The organism is Streptomyces achromogenes subsp. achromogenes (genome assembly GCF_000720835.1).
Taxonomy (GTDB): domain Bacteria; phylum Actinomycetota; class Actinomycetes; order Streptomycetales; family Streptomycetaceae; genus Streptomyces; species Streptomyces achromogenes.
On the sequence record NZ_JODT01000003.1, the window covers coordinates 95,677 to 114,730 of the forward strand.

At 73.5% G+C, this 19,054-nt stretch carries 15 protein-coding genes and 3 pseudogenes; 5 read left to right on the forward strand and 13 right to left on the reverse strand.

The annotated features are described in order from the left end of the window. Positions 1 to 44 precede the first annotated feature (44 nt). The 5 genes and pseudogenes from IH25_RS0103920 to IH25_RS38975 all read right to left on the reverse strand — a co-directional run. A complete protein-coding gene (locus IH25_RS0103920) occupies positions 45 to 1,475 on the reverse strand; it encodes a 3-hydroxybutyrate oligomer hydrolase family protein (protein ID WP_209445265.1) in 1,431 nt (476 codons plus the stop codon). Positions 1,476 to 1,615: 140 nt separating this feature from the next. Then, positions 1,616 to 2,884: an extracellular catalytic domain type 1 short-chain-length polyhydroxyalkanoate depolymerase gene (locus IH25_RS0103925; protein WP_030602878.1), complete on the reverse strand. Its 1,269-nt coding sequence runs from the start codon at positions 2,882 to 2,884 to the stop codon at positions 1,616 to 1,618. A gap of 744 nt (positions 2,885 to 3,628) precedes the next feature. Beyond that, entirely contained in the window at positions 3,629 to 4,531 is a 903-nt protein-coding gene (locus IH25_RS0103935) for a universal stress protein (protein ID WP_030602882.1), read from the reverse strand. 118 nt (positions 4,532 to 4,649) lie between these two features. Then, positions 4,650 to 4,892 carry a DUF397 domain-containing protein gene (locus tag IH25_RS0103940; protein WP_030602884.1) on the reverse strand — a complete coding sequence of 81 codons (243 nt, stop codon included), beginning with the start codon at positions 4,890 to 4,892 and terminating at the stop codon, positions 4,650 to 4,652. A 126-nt stretch (positions 4,893 to 5,018) separates the two neighbouring features. Beyond that, positions 5,019 to 5,577, reverse strand: a pseudogene (locus IH25_RS38975) (thiolase domain-containing protein); the annotation flags it as partial. On the opposite strand from IH25_RS38975, the pseudogene IH25_RS42775 reads away from it, so the two are divergent. Further along, a pseudogene (locus tag IH25_RS42775) lies at positions 5,577 to 6,174 on the forward strand (AMP-binding enzyme); the annotation flags it as partial. The pseudogenes IH25_RS38975 and IH25_RS42775 sit on opposite strands and share 1 nt — an antisense overlap. Before the next feature lie 42 nt (positions 6,175 to 6,216). Here the strand turns inward: IH25_RS42775 and IH25_RS0103955 are convergent. After that, positions 6,217 to 6,510, reverse strand: coding sequence for a DUF1330 domain-containing protein (locus tag IH25_RS0103955; protein ID WP_030602890.1), 294 nt, complete (start codon positions 6,508 to 6,510; stop codon positions 6,217 to 6,219). Positions 6,511 to 6,562: 52 nt separating this feature from the next. After that, positions 6,563 to 6,955, reverse strand: a complete 393-nt coding sequence (locus tag IH25_RS0103960) for a MarR family transcriptional regulator (protein ID WP_030602893.1) — start codon at positions 6,953 to 6,955, stop codon at positions 6,563 to 6,565. Positions 6,956 to 7,207: 252 nt separating this feature from the next. On the opposite strand from IH25_RS0103960, the gene IH25_RS0103965 reads away from it, so the two are divergent. Continuing rightward, on the forward strand, positions 7,208 to 7,933 hold the full coding sequence (locus IH25_RS0103965) for a dienelactone hydrolase family protein (RefSeq protein ID WP_030602896.1): 726 nt from the start codon (positions 7,208 to 7,210) through the stop codon (positions 7,931 to 7,933). Positions 7,934 to 7,995: 62 nt separating this feature from the next. Here IH25_RS0103965 and IH25_RS38985 read toward each other — a convergent pair whose 3' ends face one another. Together IH25_RS38985 and IH25_RS0103975 are read right to left on the reverse strand one after the other, a co-directional pair. Continuing rightward, on the reverse strand, positions 7,996 to 8,856 hold the full coding sequence (locus tag IH25_RS38985) for an alpha/beta fold hydrolase (protein ID WP_245172694.1): 861 nt from the start codon (positions 8,854 to 8,856) through the stop codon (positions 7,996 to 7,998). A 90-nt stretch (positions 8,857 to 8,946) separates the two neighbouring features. Further along, positions 8,947 to 9,191: pseudogene (locus IH25_RS0103975) on the reverse strand (hypothetical protein); the annotation flags it as partial. 116 nt (positions 9,192 to 9,307) lie between these two features. Here IH25_RS0103975 and paaK point away from each other — a divergent pair. After that, entirely contained in the window at positions 9,308 to 10,612 is a 1,305-nt protein-coding gene (gene paaK, locus IH25_RS0103980) for a phenylacetate--CoA ligase PaaK (protein WP_030602907.1), read from the forward strand. Between the two features lie 2 nt (positions 10,613 to 10,614). On the opposite strand, the gene IH25_RS0103985 is transcribed toward paaK, so the two are convergent. Beyond that, positions 10,615 to 11,847: an MFS transporter gene (locus IH25_RS0103985; protein WP_051753769.1), complete on the reverse strand. Its 1,233-nt coding sequence runs from the start codon at positions 11,845 to 11,847 to the stop codon at positions 10,615 to 10,617. Between the two features lie 79 nt (positions 11,848 to 11,926). Here IH25_RS0103985 and IH25_RS0103990 point away from each other — a divergent pair, with 79 nt between their 5' ends. Then, a complete protein-coding gene (locus IH25_RS0103990; protein WP_030602913.1) occupies positions 11,927 to 12,490 on the forward strand; it encodes a CGNR zinc finger domain-containing protein in 564 nt (187 codons plus the stop codon). A gap of 14 nt (positions 12,491 to 12,504) precedes the next feature. Here the strand turns inward: IH25_RS0103990 and IH25_RS0103995 are convergent, their stop codons facing one another. Beyond that, positions 12,505 to 14,019 (reverse strand): acyl-CoA synthetase, encoded by a 1,515-nt coding sequence (locus tag IH25_RS0103995; RefSeq protein ID WP_030602918.1) that lies wholly within the window; start codon positions 14,017 to 14,019, stop codon positions 12,505 to 12,507. A gap of 415 nt (positions 14,020 to 14,434) precedes the next feature. Between IH25_RS0103995 and IH25_RS0104000 the strand changes: the two genes are divergently transcribed. Beyond that, entirely contained in the window at positions 14,435 to 16,243 is a 1,809-nt protein-coding gene (locus tag IH25_RS0104000) for a serine hydrolase (RefSeq protein ID WP_030602921.1), read from the forward strand. Here the strand turns inward: IH25_RS0104000 and IH25_RS0104005 are convergent. Then, positions 16,209 to 17,816 carry a phytoene desaturase family protein gene (locus IH25_RS0104005; RefSeq protein WP_051753770.1) on the reverse strand — a complete coding sequence of 536 codons (1,608 nt, stop codon included), beginning with the start codon at positions 17,814 to 17,816 and terminating at the stop codon, positions 16,209 to 16,211. The genes IH25_RS0104000 and IH25_RS0104005 overlap by 35 nt on opposite strands. Positions 17,817 to 18,000: 184 nt before the next feature. Next, a complete protein-coding gene (locus IH25_RS0104010; RefSeq protein WP_030602927.1) occupies positions 18,001 to 18,867 on the reverse strand; it encodes an oxygenase MpaB family protein in 867 nt (288 codons plus the stop codon). Positions 18,868 to 19,054 lie beyond the last annotated feature (187 nt).

Genomic DNA, 19,054 nt, shown 5'->3' on the forward strand with positions numbered 1-19,054 from the left:
TGCCCGGGCACCGCCAGGTGACCTGTGGGCGCCCGGCAGACCGGCTAGCGCAGCGGGCAGCTGGTGAGCAGGGTGGCCCGGTCCGCGCCGGCCGGCCGGGCGACCGTGTGGTCCGCCGGGGGACGGCCCGCTCCGGCGATCCAGCGTTCCAGGGCGGTGAACGCGGCCCGGTGGCAGGGCACCATCGGGCGCAGCCGGTCCGGGAAGACGTCGGCCAGGGCGTCGGTGTGGGTGCCGTCCTCGATGCGGTAGTAGCGCAGCAGGGAGCCGCGGCCGGCCGCGTGGACCATGCGGGCGTAGACGTCGGAGTCCTGGCTGATGGGGAGCAGCAGGTCGAGGGTGCCCTGGAGGGTGATCAGGGGTTTGCCGATGCGGCCGGTCAGGGCGATGCGGCCGACCGCCCGGTGGACGGCGGCGGGGCGGGCCGGGTAGGCGTAGTCGGCGTCGCAGCCGGGGGTGCCGGGGGCGCAGTACGGGGTGCCCGCCTCGGTGGCGCCGTCGTAGCCGGGGTCGAGTTCCTCGCGGTAGAGGCGCTGGGTGAGGTCCCAGTACACCTGGTGGTGGTACGGCCACAGGAACTCGGAGCCGGCCGGGTAGCCGGCCCGGTGCATCGCCGCCGTGGCCTCGGCGGCCCGGGGGCCGCCGGCGGCGTGGTCGGGGTAGTGGCGCAGGGCGGCCGGCAGGAAGGTGAGCGGGTTGGGGCCGTCGGCGCGCCACAGGGTGCCCTCCCAGTCGACCCCGCCGTCGTAGAGCTCGGGGTGGTGCTCCAGCTGCCAGCGCACCAGGTAGCCGCCGTTGGACAGGCCGGTGGCGAGGGTGCGGGCGGGGGGCCGGTGGTAGCGGCGGGTGACGACGGTGCGGGCGGCGCGGGTGAGCTGGGTGAGGCGGGTGTTCCATTCGGCGATGGCGTCGCCGGGCCGGCGGCCGTCGCGGTGGAAGGCCGTGCCGGTGTTGCCCTTGTCGGTGGCGGCGTAGGCGTAGCCGCGGGCGAGGACCCAGTCGGCGATGGCCCGGTCGCCCGCGTACTGCTCGCGGTTGCCGGGGGTGCCCGCGACGACCAGGCCGCCGTTCCAGTGGTCGGGCAGCCGGATCACGAACTGGGAGTCGTGGTGCCAGCCGTGGTTGGTGTTGGTGGTGGAGGTGTCCGGGAAGTAGCCGTCGATCTGGATGCCGGGGACGCCCGTGGGGGTGGGCAGGTCCTTGGGGGTGAGGCCCGCGTAGTCGGCGGGGTCGGTGTGGCCGGAGGCGACGGTTCCGGCGGTGGTCAGCTCGTCCAGGCAGTCGGCCCGCTGACGGGCGGCGCCGGGTACGCGGACCAGGGCGCGGCCGGCGCAGTGCGCGTCCGGGTTTCCGGGGCCGGCGGTCGTGGCACCGGCCGGGGTGACCGGGGTGGCCAGGAGCAGGCAGGCGGTGGCGAGTGACAGGGCGCCGAGCGGGGTGCGTCGGGCGCGGTGTTCTCTGCGGTGCGGAAACATACGGCTCCTCCGGCGGGTTGGGGACGCGCTGGAGGCTAGGGGTGGTGTGGGGGTTCGGGACATGTGCGGGGCCGCCATGATGGGGTCCCGTTCGGCGGTGCCGGCCACCATGGCGGGGGTGTATGGCCGTTGACGTGTGGTCAGGGGCATCCGCTGTCGGCGAGGGCGAAGTAGCCCGTGGGTGATTCCTTCAGGGTGTGGGTGACGAACGTGTTGTAGAGGCCCATGTTCTGGCCGGAGCCGACGGCGTAGGTGTAGCCGCCGTGGGTGGTGGCCCGTCCCGCCTGGACGTGGGCGTAGTTGCTCGCCGTCCAGCAGGCGGCGGGGCCGGGGTCGCCCGGGTCCGGGTCACCGGGACCGGGGTCGCCGGGGTCGGTGGTGTCCAGGCCGAAGAACCGGGCGATCCAGCGGCTGGAGCAGATGGAGCCGAGGAAGTACGGGGCGCCGGTGCTGCCGCACTGTTCGGCGCCGGTGCCGGGGTCGACCGGGGTGCCGTGGCCGATGCCGGGGACCCGGTCGACCTCGACGGCCACGGTGCCGTCGGCGGCCAGGTACTGGTCCTGCCGGGTGGCGTCCGGTCCGATGGCCGTGGTCCGGGTGGGTGTCTGGGACAGGCCGTGCAGGGCGGTCCACTGGTCGCGCAGTTCGGTGGCGTTGCGCGGTACGACGGTGGTGTCCTGGTCGCCGTACCAGATGGCCGCGCGCGGCCAGGGCCCGGTGTACGAGGGGTGGGCGTCGCGCACCCGCTGGGCCCACTCGGCGGGGCTCCGGTCGACGCCCGGGTTCATGCAGAGGTAGGGGCTGTTGTCCTTGGTGCAGTCGTAGGGCAGGCCGGCGACGACGGCGCCCGCGGAGAAGACGTCGGGGTAGGTGGCGAGCATGACCGCGGTCATGGCGCCGCCGGCGGACAGGCCGGTGGCGTAGACCCGGCCCGGGTCGGCGCCGTAGGCGGTGACGGCGTGGCTCACCATCTGCCGCACGGACAGGGCCTCGCCCTGGCCGCGCCGGTTGTCGCCGGACTGGAACCAGTTGAAGCACTTGTTCACGTTGTTGGCGGTGCCGGTCTCGGCGAGCACCAGCAGGAAGCCGTCCTGGTCGGCGAGCCGGGGCAGCCCGGAGTTGTCGGCGTAGACCTGGGCGTTCTGGGTGCAGCCGTGCAGGGCCACCACCACCGCGGGGTGGGCCGGCAGGGTGGCGGGCCGGTACACGTACATGGTGAGGGCGCCCGGGTTGGACCCGAAGTCGCTCACCCTGGTGAGGGTGACGGCGGCGCGGGCCTCGGGGGCGGGGGCGGCGAGCGCGGTGCCGAGGACGACGGCGAGGACGGCGAGCAGGCGGGGCAGGAAGCGGGACAGCGGCCGGGTGCGGGGGCGCGCCCCGGGGGCTGCGCCCAGCGGAGGCAGGGGCATGGCGGCTCCTTCGGTGGACACACGGAGCCCGGCCGCTCCGGCACGGGCGGCACCGGAAGCGGCAGGGGTGGCGGAACCGTAGGCGCGGGTGTGTCCGGACACCATGGCGTCCCACCCCACAGCCGACGGAACGCCGGTCGGCTTCGGAGGGATTGCGGGGTGCGGTGGGGTGTGCTAAGCGGTCTTACCGGCCGTCTCGAGCGGCCGTAGGTCTCGGCCTGTCAGTCTCCCTTGTCCGGGCCCACAGGTTCACCGAGCCGATCGCACACCGGGACCAGCCCAGCTCTACAGAAAAGAACTGCTCCTCCGCAGCAGCCGGGACAGGCCGCCGGACACCCGGATCGACATCCACTTCGGCAACGTCGATCTCCTGCTTCTCCGTCCCGCTTACGACGGTTTGGTCATCCGTCAGGCCGGCGACGAGGAATGTGAGCAGGTCGGCCTCGACTACGGGGTGGAGGTCGAACCCGGGCGCCTGTTCGTGCTGGGTGGTGGCTTGAGGAGCTTCGTCCTCTCGGCGCCTCCTCAGTGGCATGAGGACGAGGGCGCGATGGACGACCCTTCATGGTTCGGTCCCCTGCGGGGGACACGCTGAAAGCTGGGCAGGCCCCTTCTGGAAGGGGCCTCCCCATGCCGAGACCGATCGCCCACCGGGACCGGTCGAGCTCACCGCGGCGTCCATCCGACACAGCCGCTCGGTGATCCCAGGGCCGCAGATGCGAAGCAGCCGCAGGGGACGCCCTGTCATTCCCCGCGCGGGGCCGGTGGTACCACCGCGACGGGGCTTGCCGCGTGCAGGAGTACGGCCTGGGTGACCGAGCCCATCATGCGGGCCGGGGCGAGCAGTCGCCGTCGGTGCCGGCCGACGACCACGAGTTCGGCGTCCCTGGAGGCGGCGACCAGGTGGCCGGCCGCGTCGCCGGGCAGCGCCTCGGCGGTGGCGCGTACTCCGGGGTGCCGCTCTCGGTGGGGGGCGAGGAAGCCGTCGGCGAGGGTGCGGGTCTCGTCCGCCACGGCGTCCTGGTCGGCGGGCGGTGGCACCGGCTGGCCGGGCGCGGACCAGGTCTGCACGGGCCAGGGGTAGGCGGCGATCACCTGGAGCCGGGCGTGGCGCAGGGCGGCCTCGGTGAAGGCGAAGGCGAGGACGTCCTCGTCGGGGCTGTCGGCGTGCAGTCCGACGACCACCCGGGGCCCGGGCTCGGCGGGGCCGTCCCCGTGCACCTCGCGGCCGGGTGGGGGTACGACGACCACGGGGCACCGGGCGTCCCGGGCGGCGGCGAGGCCGTTGGAGCCGAGCAGCAGGCTGGCGAAGCCGCCGCGCCCCCGGGAACCGAGCACCAACAGCTGGGCGTCGTCGCCCAGTTGGGGCAGGACGGCGCCGGGTACGCCTTCCAGGGCGACGTACTCCACGGCCGGTTCCCCCGCGTGGCCTTCGAGCCGGGTACGCACCTCGTCGAGCACCGGGTCGTCCTCGGTGTCGGGTGGTCCGGCGACGAGTACGCCCGCCTGGCCCCAGGCGGCGTACTGCCGTACGTGCACCACACGCAGCGGTGCGGCGCGGCGGCGGGCGGCGTCCAGGGCCCAGTCCAGGGCGCGCAGGCTGTCCGCGGAACCGTCGACCGCGGCGATGACCGGCGCAGCGTTCATCCTTCTCACCTCCGGAAAGTACGGCCTTCCCCGTGCTGGGGCCAGCCTGGCTCAGGTCCGGCCCCGGCGGGGGTGCTGCCGGTCGCGTGTCCGGAAATCCGGGGGTGACACCCCCGGTTCAGGTGAGATCGAACTCGCCTTCGCGCGCGCCGGAGACGAAGGCGCCCCATTCCGCGGGGGTGAAGATCAGGGAGGGGCTCTCCGGCCGGCCGCTGTTGCGCATCGCGATGAAGCCCTCGACGAAGGCGATCTGGACATCGCCCAGCCCTCGGCTGCTGGACTGCCACTCGGCCTTGCTGAGGTCCAGCTCCGGCTTGTCCCAGCCCGCGAGCGGCTTGTGCTGGGTGGTGCTCTCGGCCACGTCCGTGCTCCTCCCGGTTCGTCGTCCGCGGGTCAGCCTAGCGACCGGTCGCTACGGCGGACAGGGCGCGCGAGGGCGATCTTCGCGGCGCTGCGGCCGCGGACGTGCCCGGCCGGGCCGTCAGGAGCCCTCGCCCGGCGCGGTGAAGCCGAGGTTCTCCAGCCGCATGGGCTCGTACCAGGAGAACGGCACGTACATCTCGACGGCGTCGATGTCCCGGCGCGGGTCGGTGATGGCGGGCGGCCGGTAGACGTCGGTGGCGCGATCCTTGCCGGCCCGTGGGGAGAACAGGTCTCGGAGTAGCGGATGGGGCCCCAACATGGGTGACGCCACCACCATTTCCAGGGTGATGCCGTGTTCGTGGAGCTGGGCGTAGGGGTTCTTCAGGGCGTTGCGGCGGTCTTTGCAGGCGACGAGGGCGCCGAGGGTGTCGGGGGCGCCGCTGTGCCGCATGTAGGCGCGCACATGGGAGGGCGAAGAAGCCGCCGGCTCCGGCGAGCAGCGGCTGCTGGAAGGGGATGGGCAGGGACAGCCCCCACATGGCGTTGGACTCGGACTGTTTTTCGAAGGCGAGGGTGAGGACTGTGCGGTGGACGCGGGCGGCGATCAGGTTCGCGGCGCCGGGGGCGTCTGCGAGGTACAGCTCGGGCATCATGACGCCCTCGAAGAAGTCGGGTGTCTTGCCGCAAGTTCGCCCCGGAAGAGGTGCTGCGGACCGTGCAGCGGGAGCGGGTCACCAGCATGTCGCTGGCCGGCGACTGGATGCTGCGGCCGCTCCTCGACGCGCTCGCCGGGCCGCTGGAGGGCACGTACTGCTCGTCCCTGTTCAGCGTCTCCTCCTCGGGCGCGGTCCTGGCGGAGACGGTCCGCCGGCAGTTCCGCTAACTGCTGCCCCACGCCCTGCTGTTGAACAACTTCCACTCCACCGCGTCCGGGTCAACTCCCGTACACGTGCGGGCACGTGCCGCTCGGCTACTACAAGGACCCGGTGACATCGACGCAGACGTTCTTCGAGCGGGACGGACGGCGTGGTCACCGTGCTGGGGTGGGGCTCGCAGTGCATCAGCACCGGCGGTGAGAAGGTGTACCCGGAGGAGGTCGAGCAGGTACTCAAGGCGCATCCGGATGTGTATGACGCGCTGGTGGCCGGCGTGCCGGACGCCCACTGGGGCAACCACGTGGCGGCCGTGGTCCAGCTGCGGCGGGCGCGCAGCGCCCCTCGCCGGCCGGCATCCAGCGCCACCGCCGCACCCGCCTGGCCGGCTACAAGGTGCCACGGAGATTCCCGGAAGAGTCCTGCGGTGGAGATCCGGCTGGACCTCGGTCAGTCGATGCCCTCGACGATGCGGAAGTCGCGCTCGACGCCGTCGGAGAGGGCGGCCAGCGCCTCCTGGTAGGCCGCGCTCTCGTGCGTCGCGACGGCCTGCTCGAAGCTGTCGAACTCGACCAAGACGGTGCGCTCGGCGATTCCGGCGTCATGCGCCAGGACCCGACCGCCGCGGACGAGGGTCCGACCGCCCCCGACCCTGACGGCCGGACCGGCCAGCTCGTTGTAGGCAGCCAGCTTCTCAGGGTCGGAAATGGTGCGGTAGACGCTGACCCAGTAGCCCTTGGGCATGGAACCTCCAGTGTGGGATGAATATGGGGATGAATGCATCGGACTTAGGGCTTCACCGCGACGCCGTCGACCGGCTGCCCGGTCGCTGCTTCGGCCCTTCGCGGTCCTGGCTTTCGAGCTCTGCCAGATGCTCCAGCGCCGGAAGGGCCGCCACCAGCGCCTCGACCTCGTCGCCGGTGAGCTCGCCGATCAACCGCTCGAACGCGTGGACGCCCGCCTCGCGCCGCGTCCGGACATAGGAGGCGCCGGCCTCGGTCAGACACACCAGCGTGACCCGCTTGTCGGACGCGTCGCCCCGCCGCTCGACCAGGCCGGATTCCTCCAGCACCCGGACGAGGGCGGTCATCGCGGGCTGGGTGACGCCCTCGACCGCGGCCAGATCGGTGATGCGCCGCGGGCCGGTCCGATCCAGGGTGGCCAGGGTGGCGGCGGACGTCAGGCTCATGTCCCGGGGCAGGCGCCTCGCGGCCCTGGTGGCCAGGCCGTAGAGGGCCGCCCCGATGGCGGCGGACGCGCCAGGAGCGGCATCTTGACGACTCATGCCCGAAGCATAGCCTTTTTATATTCATAGCTTATGGAAATACCGCTCAGCTTGCTGCCGCTGACGGGGTGGTTCCGGCCTACGCCAGAGACCCGTCTTCTGCCGGCGGCAGAACACCGGCCAGACCGGGCTCGGTGATCACTACAGTCCAGGCTCATGACGACGGTTACAACGCGCACGATCGAATACGCGGCCGACGGTCTGACGATGACCGGGCATCTCGCGCTCCCGGCCGGTGCCGACCGCCGGCCCGCGGTCCTGGTCGGACCCGAGGGGGTGGGGCTCAGCGACGTCGAGCGCCGCCGGGCCGAGGCTCTGGCCGAACTGGGGTACGTGGCGCTGGCCTTCGACCTCCACGGCGGACGCTATCTGGCAGACCCGGAGGAGATGCTGGCCCGCTGCATGCCGCTGCTCGCCGACCCCGAACGGATGCGAGGCATCGGCCACGCGGCGCTCGACGTGCTGCGCGCCGAGCCGCGAACCGACCCGGACCGGATCGCCGCCGTCGGCTACGGCACCGGGGGCGCAATCGCGCTGGAACTCGGGCGCGACGGCGTCGGCCTGCGCGCGATCGCGACAGTCAACGCACTGACCACGGGCCGACCGGGCGAGGCGGCACGCATTCGCTGCCCGGTATGGGCCGGGGTCGGATCGGAAGACCCGATCATGCCGCCCGCGCAACGGGACGCGTTCACCGCGGAGATGCAGGCCGCGGGCGTCGACTGGCGCCTCGTGGTCTACGGAGGAGCCCTGCACGCCTTCCACCACCCGACGGTCGACCACACCGTGCGACCCGGCGTCGGCTACCACCCACAGCACGCACAGCGAGCTTGGCGGGACATCGTCGACCTGCTCACCGAGTGCCTGCCCCTCACGGAGTGATCCGGTCGGCATCCGCGCTGCCGGCACCCGGGATGACGCCGGCCAGCGAACCCGGTGAAGCCCTATGCGTCCACCGCGGCTTGCACGAATCTCCGGAGGTGCGCGCGCACGGCGTCGGGCTGCTCCAACCAGGGCTCATGCCCAGCGCCCTCGATCCGCGTCAGCGGAAGATCGAGCCGGGACGCGAGTGATTCGAGGGCCGACAGAGGACGGGGATCGGCGACCCCACCGAGGAGCTCCGCTCGCGCGGGCAGGCGCACGCGCAGGTCGGCGAGGTGCTCATCAAGCGGGTCCGTGCGGCGCTCCGTGCCGAGTTCGCCGTTCATAGCCCAGTTGACGGGGCGCCGCCGCCGGGCACCCTGCGCGGCCCAGCGCCACCCGCGTCCGGGATCGGCATGGTCGGTGAACCAGGCCAGCGTGAGCAGTTCGACTTCTTCCTCCTCCGTGCGGCGCGGCGACTCTTCCAGGTCGCGGAGCCGCTCCCGCTGTGCTGCGGACATGCGGCGTTCACGCTCCGCCCGGTCCCCGGCGCGCCAATCACCCACGAACGGCCCGCACATCAGCAGCAGCCCGGCCAGCCGGTCAGAGTGCGCCAGACAGAACCGGCTCGCCAGGTCGGTGCCGTAGGAGTGTCCCATCAGCACGGCCTTGGACACCTCCCAAGCGTCGAGCAGCTCGGCGAGATCGTCGACATGCCGGGCGAGGGAATGGCGGCCTCGCCACGGGGATCGGCCGGTGCCACGCTGGTCGTACCGGTACACGGGCGCCAGGTCCGCGACCATGGGCGCGACGTCGCCCAGGTAATCCGGCAGCCCCGGACCGCCATGGAGCATGACCACGGGCGGCTGCCGCGCCGTGTCCCCCAGCGCCATCCAACGTAACTGCGCCCTGTCGCTCATCGACGCGAGGCCCTGCGTCTCCATCAAGGTCACCGTGGAGAACCTACCGATGTCACTGAGGCTCCACCGCCGCCGAAGGTTGAAGAATGAGCTTTGTGGCCGCCGCGGTCATCACAGCGCGTGCCGGGCCGGCGCCGCCATCCGGTTCGGCGGGATCCGCGACAGGTTCAGCCGACCGGGCAGGTACGCGCCGATCTCGCCCACCCGCTCCAGCGCACGCCGGTGCGGCCGCTTCAGCTCCGAGAACCGCGGCCCCTCCGGCGTCTTCGGTGTCTTCGGCGTCGTCACCAGTTCCCCGGGGAGCGCCGGGTCCCCCGCCACGCGGCTCCCGCGGCCGTGGCGTGCAGCCGCTTCTCCGCGAAAATTCAGCAGACCCCTTGCCCTCGGGCCCAGTGGCCTGAATTACTTGCCACAGGCAGCGACGACCGAATGATCGGTCGTCCGGAATGTGTGGCTGGGCAGGGAGAACGTACCGATGACGGATGCGGCGGATCCGCTCGACGCGGGCGAACGGCTCGGGGCCGAGGAACTGCGGGCACTCCAGCTGGAGCGGCTGCGCGCCTCGCTGCGGCACGCGTACGAGCACGTGCCGTTCTACCGGGAGTCCTTCGACAAGGCGGGCGTCCGCCCGGAGGACTGCCGTACGCTCGCCGACCTCGCCCGCTTCCCCTTCACGACGAAGGCCGACCTCCGGGCGAACTACCCGTACGGCATGTTCGCCGTCCCCCGGGAGCGGATCCGCCGGCTGCACGCCTCCAGCGGTACCACGGGTCAGCCCACGGTGGTCGGCTACACCGATCGTGACCTCTCCGTGTGGGCCGACCTGGTGGCGCGGTCCCTCCGGGCGGCCGGCGGGCGGCCCGGCGATGTCGTCCATGTGGCCTACGGCTATGGGCTGTTCACCGGTGGTCTGGGCGCCCACTATGGTGCCGAGCGCCTGGGCTGTACGGTCGTCCCCGCGTCCGGTGGCATGACGGCCCGGCAGGTGCGGCTGATCATGGACCTGGAACCGTCCGTCATCATGGTGACCCCTTCCTACATGCTCACGCTGCTGGACGAGTTCGAGCGTCAGGGCGTGGACCCGCGCGGCACCTCGCTGCGGGTGGGTGTGTTCGGGGCCGAGCCGTGGACCGAGCCGATGCGGCGGGAGATCGAGGAGCGGTTCGCGATCGACGCGGTCGACATCTACGGACTGTCCGAGGTGATGGGTCCCGGCGTCGCCCAGGAGTGCGCGGAGACCAAGGACGGGCTCCATGTGTGGGAGGACCACTTCTACCCGGAGATCGTGGACCCGGTCACGGGCGAGGTGCTGCCGGAGGGCGAGCGGGGCGAGCTGGTGTTCACCTCGCTGACCAAGGAGGCCATGCCCGTGATCCGGTACCGGACGCGGGACCTGACCCGGCTGCTGCCCGGCACGGCCCGGGTGTTCCGGCGGATGGAGAAGATCACCGGGCGCAGCGACGACATGGTGATCCTGCGCGGGGTGAATGTCTTCCCGACCCAGATCGAGGAGATCGTGCTGCGCACGCCCGGGGTGGCGCCGCACTTCCAGCTGCGTCTGACCCGGGAGGGCCGCCTCGACGCCCTGACCGTCCGGGCCGAGGCGCGCCCGGACGCGCCGCCGGAGGTGCGGGAGGCGGCGGCCCGGTCCATCGTCGCGGCGGTCAAGGACGGCGTCGGGGTGTCGGTCCGGGCGGAAATCGTGGAACCGGAGTCGCTGGAGCGGTCGGTGGGCAAGATCCGCCGGATCGTGGACCTGCGGCCCCGGGACGACGGGTAGGTTCACCGCACCCTGCCCGGTGTCGCCGCGCCCTCGGACGGTACGAGCGGCACGCGCGGCCTGGTCAGGTGCCGGGCCAGCGCGATCGCGGCCATCAGGGCGACCAGCCCCGTGACACCCGGCCAGCCGAGTCCGTCGTACGCCCGTACCCCGAGCCAGGACCCGGCGCTGCCGCCGAGGAACGCGCAGGTCATGTACGCGGTGTTGACGCGGGCCCGGGCGTTCGGGCGGAGCGCGAAGTTGCGGGCCTGGTTGGCGACCTGGCCGCCCTGCACGGCCACGTCGAGGAGCAGCATGCCGGCGGCCAGCCCCACCAGTCCGGCGGTGCCGCCCGTGCCCCCGAGGACCAGCACCCCCGCCGAGCCGATCGCCCCGAGCAGGCACCACAGGCTCACCGCGTCCGGTCCCCGGCGGTCCGCCGCACGTCCGGCGATGGGGGTGCAGAACATGCTCGCGGCACCCACGAGTCCGAGCACACCGACGGTCTGGGCACCCATGTCGTAGGCCGGCCCGGTCACGAGGAGGGTGAGCGCGGTCCAGGCGGCGCTGAAGCCGGCGAAGACGGTCGCCTGGTAGAGGCAGGAACGCCGCAGGTCGGGCTCTTCGCGCAGCAGGCGCAGCGGGGCGGATATGAGGGCGGGATACGGCTGCCGGGACGTCGGTGTGGTGTCCGGCACCACCCGGGCGAGCAGCAGGGCGAGGGCCAGGATCAGGGTGGCGGCGGTGAGGTAGGGGGCGCGCCAGCCCAGCCACTCGCCGAGGGTGCCGCCGAAGGTGCGGGCCAGCAGGATGCCGCCGATGAGTCCGCTGAGGAGTGTGCCCGTGACGGCGCCGCGCCGTTCGGCGGGTACGAGTCCGGCGGCCATCGGGATGATGATCTGCGGGACGACCGTGGTGACGCCGGTTGCGGCGCTCGCGGCGACGAGGACGGGCAGGTTGGGCGCGGCTCCGGCGAGGAGCAGGCCGGCCGCGGTCAGCGCGAGCAGGGTGGTGATCAGCCGGCGGTGCGGCAGCCGGTCGCCGAGCGGGACCAGCAGGAAGATGCCGCCCGCGTAGCCGAACTGGGCCGCGGTCACCACGAGGGCCGCCTCGCCCGCCGGGACGTGCAGGTCGGCGGCGATCAGCGCGCTGATGGCCTGGGGGAAGTAGATGGTGGCGACGCTCACTCCGCAGGCGAGCGCCAGCGCGAGGATCACCCGGCGGGGCGGGGTGGGCGGTGCGGGGGACGCGGACACGCGGACACCTCTTCGGGAACCGGTTTGAACGGTTCCCGCACGGTACCAGTCAAACCGGTTCCCCTTGTAGGGTGAGGGGGTGCCGACGACGCTTCGCTTCCGCCAGGGTTCGGGCCGTCTCTGTCTGGACTTCGCCCGGACCCTGCGCTTGCGGGGCACGCCCGGGGCCGTGGAGGAACTGCCCGACGCCGAGGCCCTGGCCGCCTGGGTACGGCAGTGCGGGCCCTGCCCGGCCGGGCCCGGTGACGTGGCGCCCGGCCTGGTGCGCGCGGCACAGGAGCTGCGCGAGGCGGTCCACCGGCTGATCGCCGCCGCCCGCACCGGCACGGCCCCGGACGCACGGACGCGCGCCCTGGTCAACGAGGCCGCCGCCCACCCCGTGCCCGTCCCCGCGCTCGCCGCCTCGGGCGGGCTGGCCTGGCACGCCGGGGACCCGGTGCGCGCCACGCTGTCCCTCGTCGCCCGGGACGCGCTGGACCTGGTCACCTCCCCGGCCGTGGGCCGGGTGCGCGACTGCGCGGGGACCGCGTGCGGGGCGCTGTTCCTGGACACCTCGCGGCCGGGCACCCGGCGCTGGTGCTCGATGGGCACCTGTGGCAACCGCGCGAAGAAGGCGGCACTGCGCCGCCGGGCCGCGGGCTGACCAGGGGTGCCGTTTCAGTGACCGGGGGCCGCGCTGCCGCGGAACCGGTCGCGCAGTTCGCGCTTGAGGATCTTGCCGCTGGCGTTGCGTGGCAACTCGGGGACGAACAGGACCCGTTTGGGCGCCTTGAACGGGGCGATCCGGTCCTTCACATGGGCGATGAGCTGATCCTCCGTCACCTCGGCACGCGGGACGACGACCGCCGTGACGGCCTCGATCCACCGTTCGTCGGGCAGGCCGATCACGGCGGCCTCGGCGACCGCCTCGTGGGTGTAGAGCGCGTCCTCCACCTGACGCGAGGCCACCAGTACGCCGCCGGAGTTGATGACGTCCTTCACCCGGTCCACGATGGTCAGGTAGCCCTCGGCGTCCCGCACCGCGAGGTCCCCGGAGTGGAACCAGCCGCCCCGGAAGGCCTCGGCGGTCTCCTCGGGCCGGTCCCAGTAGCCCTCGCACAACTGCGGGGAGCGGTAGACGATTTCGCCGGGGACACCGACCGGGACGTCGGCGCCGTCCGCGTCGACCACCCGGGCGTCGACGAACAGGACGGGACGCCCACAGGAGTCCGGCCGCGCGTCGTGCTCGTCCGGGCCGAGGACGGTGGCCAGCGGGCCGATCTCGCTCTGACCGAAGCAGTTGTAGAAGGCGAGGTGCGGCAGGCGTGCGCGCAGGCGCCGCAGCACCGGGACGGGCATGACCGACGCGCCGTAGTAGGCCTTGCGCAGCGCCGACAGGTCCCGGGTCGCGAAGTCCGGGCGGCCGGCGAGGCCGATCCAGACCGTCGGCGGGGCGAACAGGCTGTCCACACGGCCGGTTTCGATCAGGTCGAACAGGCGGTCGCCGTCGGGCGCGTCCAGGATGAGGTTCCTCGCGCCGACCGCCAGGTACGGCAGCAGGAACACGTGTGTCTGCGCCGAGTGGTACAGCGGCAGCGCGTGCACGGGCCGGTCGCCGGCATCGAGGCCGAGGGCCGTGATGGCGCTCAGGTAGGCGTGCACCAGGGCCCGGTGGGTCATCATCGCGCCCTTGGGCAGGGCGGTGGTGCCGGAGGTGTACAGCAGCTGCACCAGGTCCTCGGTACGGGGTTCCGGGCCGTCGTACGGCGGCGACCCGGGGAGCCGGGCGAGCAGCGAGTCGCCGGTGTCGCGCAGCGGCAGCGTCCGCGTCCCGTCCGGGAGCCGTCCGGTGAGGCCGGGGTCGGCGAGGACGAGCGCGCTGCCGGACTGACCGAGGACATAGGCAAGGTCGTCGCCGGTCAGGTGGTGGTTGACCGGCACATGGACCAGGCCCGCGCGGGCGCAGGCGAGGAAGGCGATCAGATAGGCGTCGGAGTTGTGGCCGTAGGCGGCGACCCGGTCGCCGGGCGCGCGGCCCTCCGCGAGCAGCAGCGAGGCCGCGCGGGAGACGGCGTCGTCCAGTTCCTCGTACGTCCACGCCCGGTCGCCGTACTCGACGGCGATCCGCGCCGGGGTGCGCCGGGCGCTGCGCCGCAGCATCCCGTCGACCGTGCTGCTCTGTCCCTGCGTCATGCCTCAGGATCCTCGGCATGCCGACCGGGGCGGGTCAAGCACCCGGGAAGTGCGGAACGTCCGGTACATGGTTCCGGCACATGGTCCCGGCGCACATGTGGCGAGCCCATAGTGGTGTCACACCGGGCGTGTGCGTCCTTCCCAGTTCGGCTCCCGCAGCCGCCGTCTGTACAGCTTGCCGTGGGGGTCGCGGGGCATCTCGGCGGCGAGCCGGGGCCCGGGCTCGCGGCCGGGGGCCGGTTCGACCAGGGCCGTGACCTCCTCGCCGAAGACGGCGAGCTCGTTGACGGACCACGCCTTGCGTCAGTTTCCGCGGACGGCCTCGCGCCCCGTTGACACACTCCTCGCCTGACAGGAAAGTTTCACGGTGCGGGACGGGTCCGGAAAGATATTTTCAGGCGGGAGGCCGCGGACGATGACGGACGACCTGGCAGACAGAAGAGCGGGCGGACCGACCCGCCGGCGGCTCGTCGTGGGTTCCCTGGCCGCGGGCGGCGCCCTGGCCCTCGGCGCGTTCCCGGCGGGCCCGGCCGCCGCCGCGTCCGCCACCTCCGCCTCGTCCGCCGCGTCTGGCCGCCGCACCACCCTGCGGCACGGCTCCCCCGAACGCGCCGGACTGCTCCCCGGGCAGCTGCGGCAACTCGTCGCGGACGCGGAGGCGTTCCTCGCCCCCTCCCCCCGGCACCCGTGGTACGCGGGCGCCGTCCTGCTCGCCGGGCGCGGCGGCACGGTGGCCCTGCACGAGCCGATCGGCATGGCGGTGCGCTACTCCGGCTACGACGAGAAGACCGACACCGGCGTCGAGTTGCCGCCCGGCCGGCAACTCCCGATGACCCGGGACACCGTGTTCGACCTGGCCTCGGTCTCCAAGCTGTTCACCTCGCTCCTGGCCGTGCAGCAGATCGAGCGGGGCGCGCTGGACCTGGAGGGCACGGTCGCCTCGTACCTGCCGGACTTCGGCCGCGCGGGCAAGCAGCGGGTGACGCTACGTCAGCTCCTCACCCACACATCCGGTCTGCGGGCGTGGCTGCCGCTGTACGCGGCACCGGCCCACGAGGACAAGCTCCGGCTCATCTGGGACGAGGCGCCCCTCACCCCGCCGGGCTCCGCGTACCTGTACTCGGACCTGAACATGATCACGCTGGGGCTGGTCCTGGAGACGGTCACCGGCCGCCCGCTGGACACGCTGCTGCACGAGGAGATCACCGGCCCCCTGGGCCTGGACGGCACCCGCTACCGTCCGCCCGCCTCCTGGAAGCCGGGAATCGCGGCCACCGAGGACGCCCGCAAGCCCTGGTCCGGCCTGGACCGCGGGCTGGTGTGGGGCGAGGTGCACGACGAGAACGCCTACAGCCTGGGCGGTGTCGCGGGCCACGCCGGGGTGTTCTCCCGCGCCTGGGACCTGGCGGTCCTCGGCCGGACGCTGCTCAACGGCGGCCGCTACGGCCGGAACCGGATCCTGCGGCCGGAGTCGGTGGACCTGATGTTCACCGACTTCAACACGGCCTTCCCCGGCGACGCGCACGGCCTCGGCTTCGAGCTGTACCAGCACTGGTACATGGGGGCGATGGCCACCCCGCGCACGGCCGGCCACACCGGTTTCACCGGCACCTCGCTCGTACTGGACCCCACGACCGACTCGTTCCTCGTCGTGCTCGGCAACTCCGTGCACCCGGTGCGCACCTGGCGCTCCGGCTCCGCTCCCCGGGTGGCGGCCGGCAACCGGCTCGCCCGCGCGGTGCCGGTCCGCCCGGCCCGGGGCCGTACGGCCTGGTTCTCGGGGATGGCGAACGCCACGGCCGCGACGCTGACGCTGCCCGCGCTGGACACCTCCCAGGGCGCGGCCCGGCTGCGCTGCGCCCTGTGGTGGGACACCGAACCCGGCGCGGACCGCCTGGTGTTGGAGTCCAGCACGGACGGCGGCGCCACCTGGCAGCCGGTCCCCTTCACCACCGCCCGGCCCGGCGCCGGCCCCGAGGAGCACCCGGCGGGCACGGTCTCCGGCTGGTCGGGCCGCGTCTGGCACCGGGTGACGGCCGAGCTTCCGGCCGGCCCCGGCATCGCGCTGCGCTGGCGGTACGGCACCGACGCGCGGTACGTCGGCCGGGGCGCGTACGTGGACGCGCTGCGCGTGGAGGCGGGCGGGGCGGTGCTGTTCGACGGGGCGCGCCCGGCGGACGCGGCGCGGATCACGGCGGTGGGCTGGCAGGGTTCGGCCGACTGAGCGGGGCGGGGCGGTCGCGTTCCAGTACCGCCATCGCCGCGTTGTGCCCCGGCACCCCGCTCACCCCGCCGCCGCGCACCGCGCCCGCCCCGCACAGCAGGACGTTCGGGTGCCGGGTCTCCACGCCCCAACGGCCCGTCCCCGCCTCGGCGTAGGGCCAGGACAGGGACCGGTGGAAGATGTGGCCGCCGGGCAGCCGGAGGTCCCGTTCCAGATCCAGCGGGGTCTTCGCCTCGATGCAGGGGCGGCCGTCGGCGTCGGTGGCCAGGCAGTCGACGAGCGGTTCGGCGAGATGGGCGTCGAGCTGGGCGAGGGTGGCCGTCAGCAGTTCCTCGCGTGCGGCGTCGTTGTCCCGGTCGAAGAGCCGGGCCGGGGTGTGCAGACCGAACAGGGTGAGCGTGTGGCAGCCGCGTTCGGCGAGGCGGGGGCCGAGGATGGTGGGGTCGGTCAGGGAGTGGCAGTAGATCTCCGACGGCGGGGTGGCCGGGAGCCGGCCGGCGGCGGCCTCGGCGTGGGCGGTGGCCAGTTGCCGGTAGCCCTCGGCGATGTGGAAGGTGCCGGCGAGCGCCTCGCGCGGGTCGGCGTCGGGGTCGCGCAGCCGGGGCAGCCGGGTGAGCAGCATGTTCACCTTGAGCTGGGCGCCCTCGGCGGGCTCGGGCGCCGGATCGCCGGTGAGCGCGGCCAGTTGGTGCGGGGAGGCGCCCACCAGGACGTACCGGGCGGCGGCGGTGCCCTCGCCGTCGGCCGTGCGGTAGGTGATCTCGGCGGTGTGTCCGTCGGTGTCGATCCGGACCGCCTCGTGCCCGGTGGCGAGGCGCGCCCCCGCCGAACGGGCCGCCGCGGCCAGCGCGTCGGTCAGCGCGCCCATGCCGCCGACGGGTACGTCCCAGGCGCCGGTGCCGCCGCCGATGACGTGGTAGAGGAAGCAGCGGTTCTGGACCAGGGTGGGGTCGTGGGCGTCTGCGAAGGTGCCGATGAGCGCGTCGGTGAGGACGATGCCGCGGACCAGGTCGTCGGCGAACGTCTCCTCGATGGCGACGCCGACCGGCTCCTCGAACAGGGCCCGCCAGGCGGCCTCGTCGTCGACGCGGCGGCGCAACTCCTCCCGCGTGGGCAGCGGTTCGGTGAGCGTGGGGAAGACGCGCCGGGCGACGTGACCCGTCATGCCGTAGAAGCGCCGCCAGGCGGTGTACTCGCGGTCGCCGCCGGTCAGCCGGGCGAACGCCTCCCGGGTGCGCTGCTCGCCCCCGCCGACCAGGAGGCCCGTGGGCCGGCCCGCCCGCTGTGCCGGGGTGTACGAGGAGATGGTGCGCGGGCGGACGCGGAAGTCCAGGCCGAGATCGCGCACGATCTTCCGGGGCAGCAGGCTGACCAGGTAGGAGTACCGGGACAGCCGGGCGTCGACGCCGGCGAACGGGCGGGTGGAGACGGCGGCGCCGCCGGTGTGGTCCAGCCGTTCCAGCACCAGCACGGAGCGGCCGGCCCGGGCCAGGTAGGCGGCGGCGACCAGGCCGTTGTGGCCACCGCCGACGATCACGGCGTCATACGCGCGGGTCGGCTCGTTCGCGGACATGGTCCTTCGTAGCACGCGCTGATCCACGAGGGCCAGAGCCGGGCCCCGGACGCCGTCGGGCGGATCACGGCCGGCCCGTCCCCGGCGCCGGACACGAGCCGGTCCGGCCCGGCAGCCGCAGACGGATCACCGCACGCGCTCCTCATGCCCCTTTTTTCGGACCGGCCGGGAGGCCGACGGACGGTCACGGCCGGAGCTTGTCCGGGTCCGGGCGGGCGTCGGGGCCGAGGCGGGCCATGGCGCGCAGGATGTGCTTCGGGGGGAGCTGCCAGCGCACCCGGGCGGGTATCGCGCGCAGCACGGCGCCCGTGGCGCGCAGTTCCCGGGTGACGGTGGCGGGCGCGGGGGCGGGTCTGCCGTAGAGCTCGTGGGCGTACGCGGGCAGGGAGGCGTACGCCAGGCGTGCCACCCACCGCCACAGCAGCTCCCGCGCCGGGATCAGGAGCGGGTGGATCGGCGGGCGGCGCAGGAAGTCGTCCACCTCGCGGGCTTCGGGGCCGGCGGCGAGTTCCGGCCGTACCTTCGCGAAGTAGGCGGCCAGCTCGGCGCGGCTCGCCGGTACGGTCTCCGGGTCGAGCCCCACCAGCCGGGCGCCGGCCCGGTGTTCGGCCACGTACCGGTCGGCCTGGGCGTCGGTGAGCGGGAAGCCGGAGCGGCGCAGGACGTGCAGATAGGAGTCGATCTCCGCGCAGTGCACCCACAGCAGCAGCGCGGGCTCGTCCAGGCCGTACCGTGCGCCGGTGTCCGGGTCGGTCGCCGTCAGCCTGGCGTGGATCCCGCGGACCCGGGCCCCGGCCCGCTCGGCGGCCTCGGTGGTGCCGTACGTCGTCGTCCCCACGAAGTCCGCGGTCCGCCGCAGCCGCCCCCAGGCGTCCCGCCGGAAGTCGGAGTTCTGCGTCACCCCCCGTACCGCCCGTGGATGCAGCGCCTGAAGGTACAGCGCCCGCACCCCCGCGACCCACATCATCGGGTCACCGTGCATCTGCCAGGTCACCGAGCCGGGCGTGAACAGCCCGGGATCACCCGCGCCCGCGGACGTGGCCACGGCCATCACACGTCACCTCTTGTCGGTCCGTCGACGCCACCGGTCGATTCTCCCGGCTCCTCCCCGGGAAACGGGCGCGTCGAACACGCCGACGACGCATTCCGTGCGCGGCCACGCGACGCTCTCCGCGCACCGGCGGGAGCAGGCCGGGGGCAGTCGGGGGTGGAAACGACCGCCGAGCGGTAGCCACGTT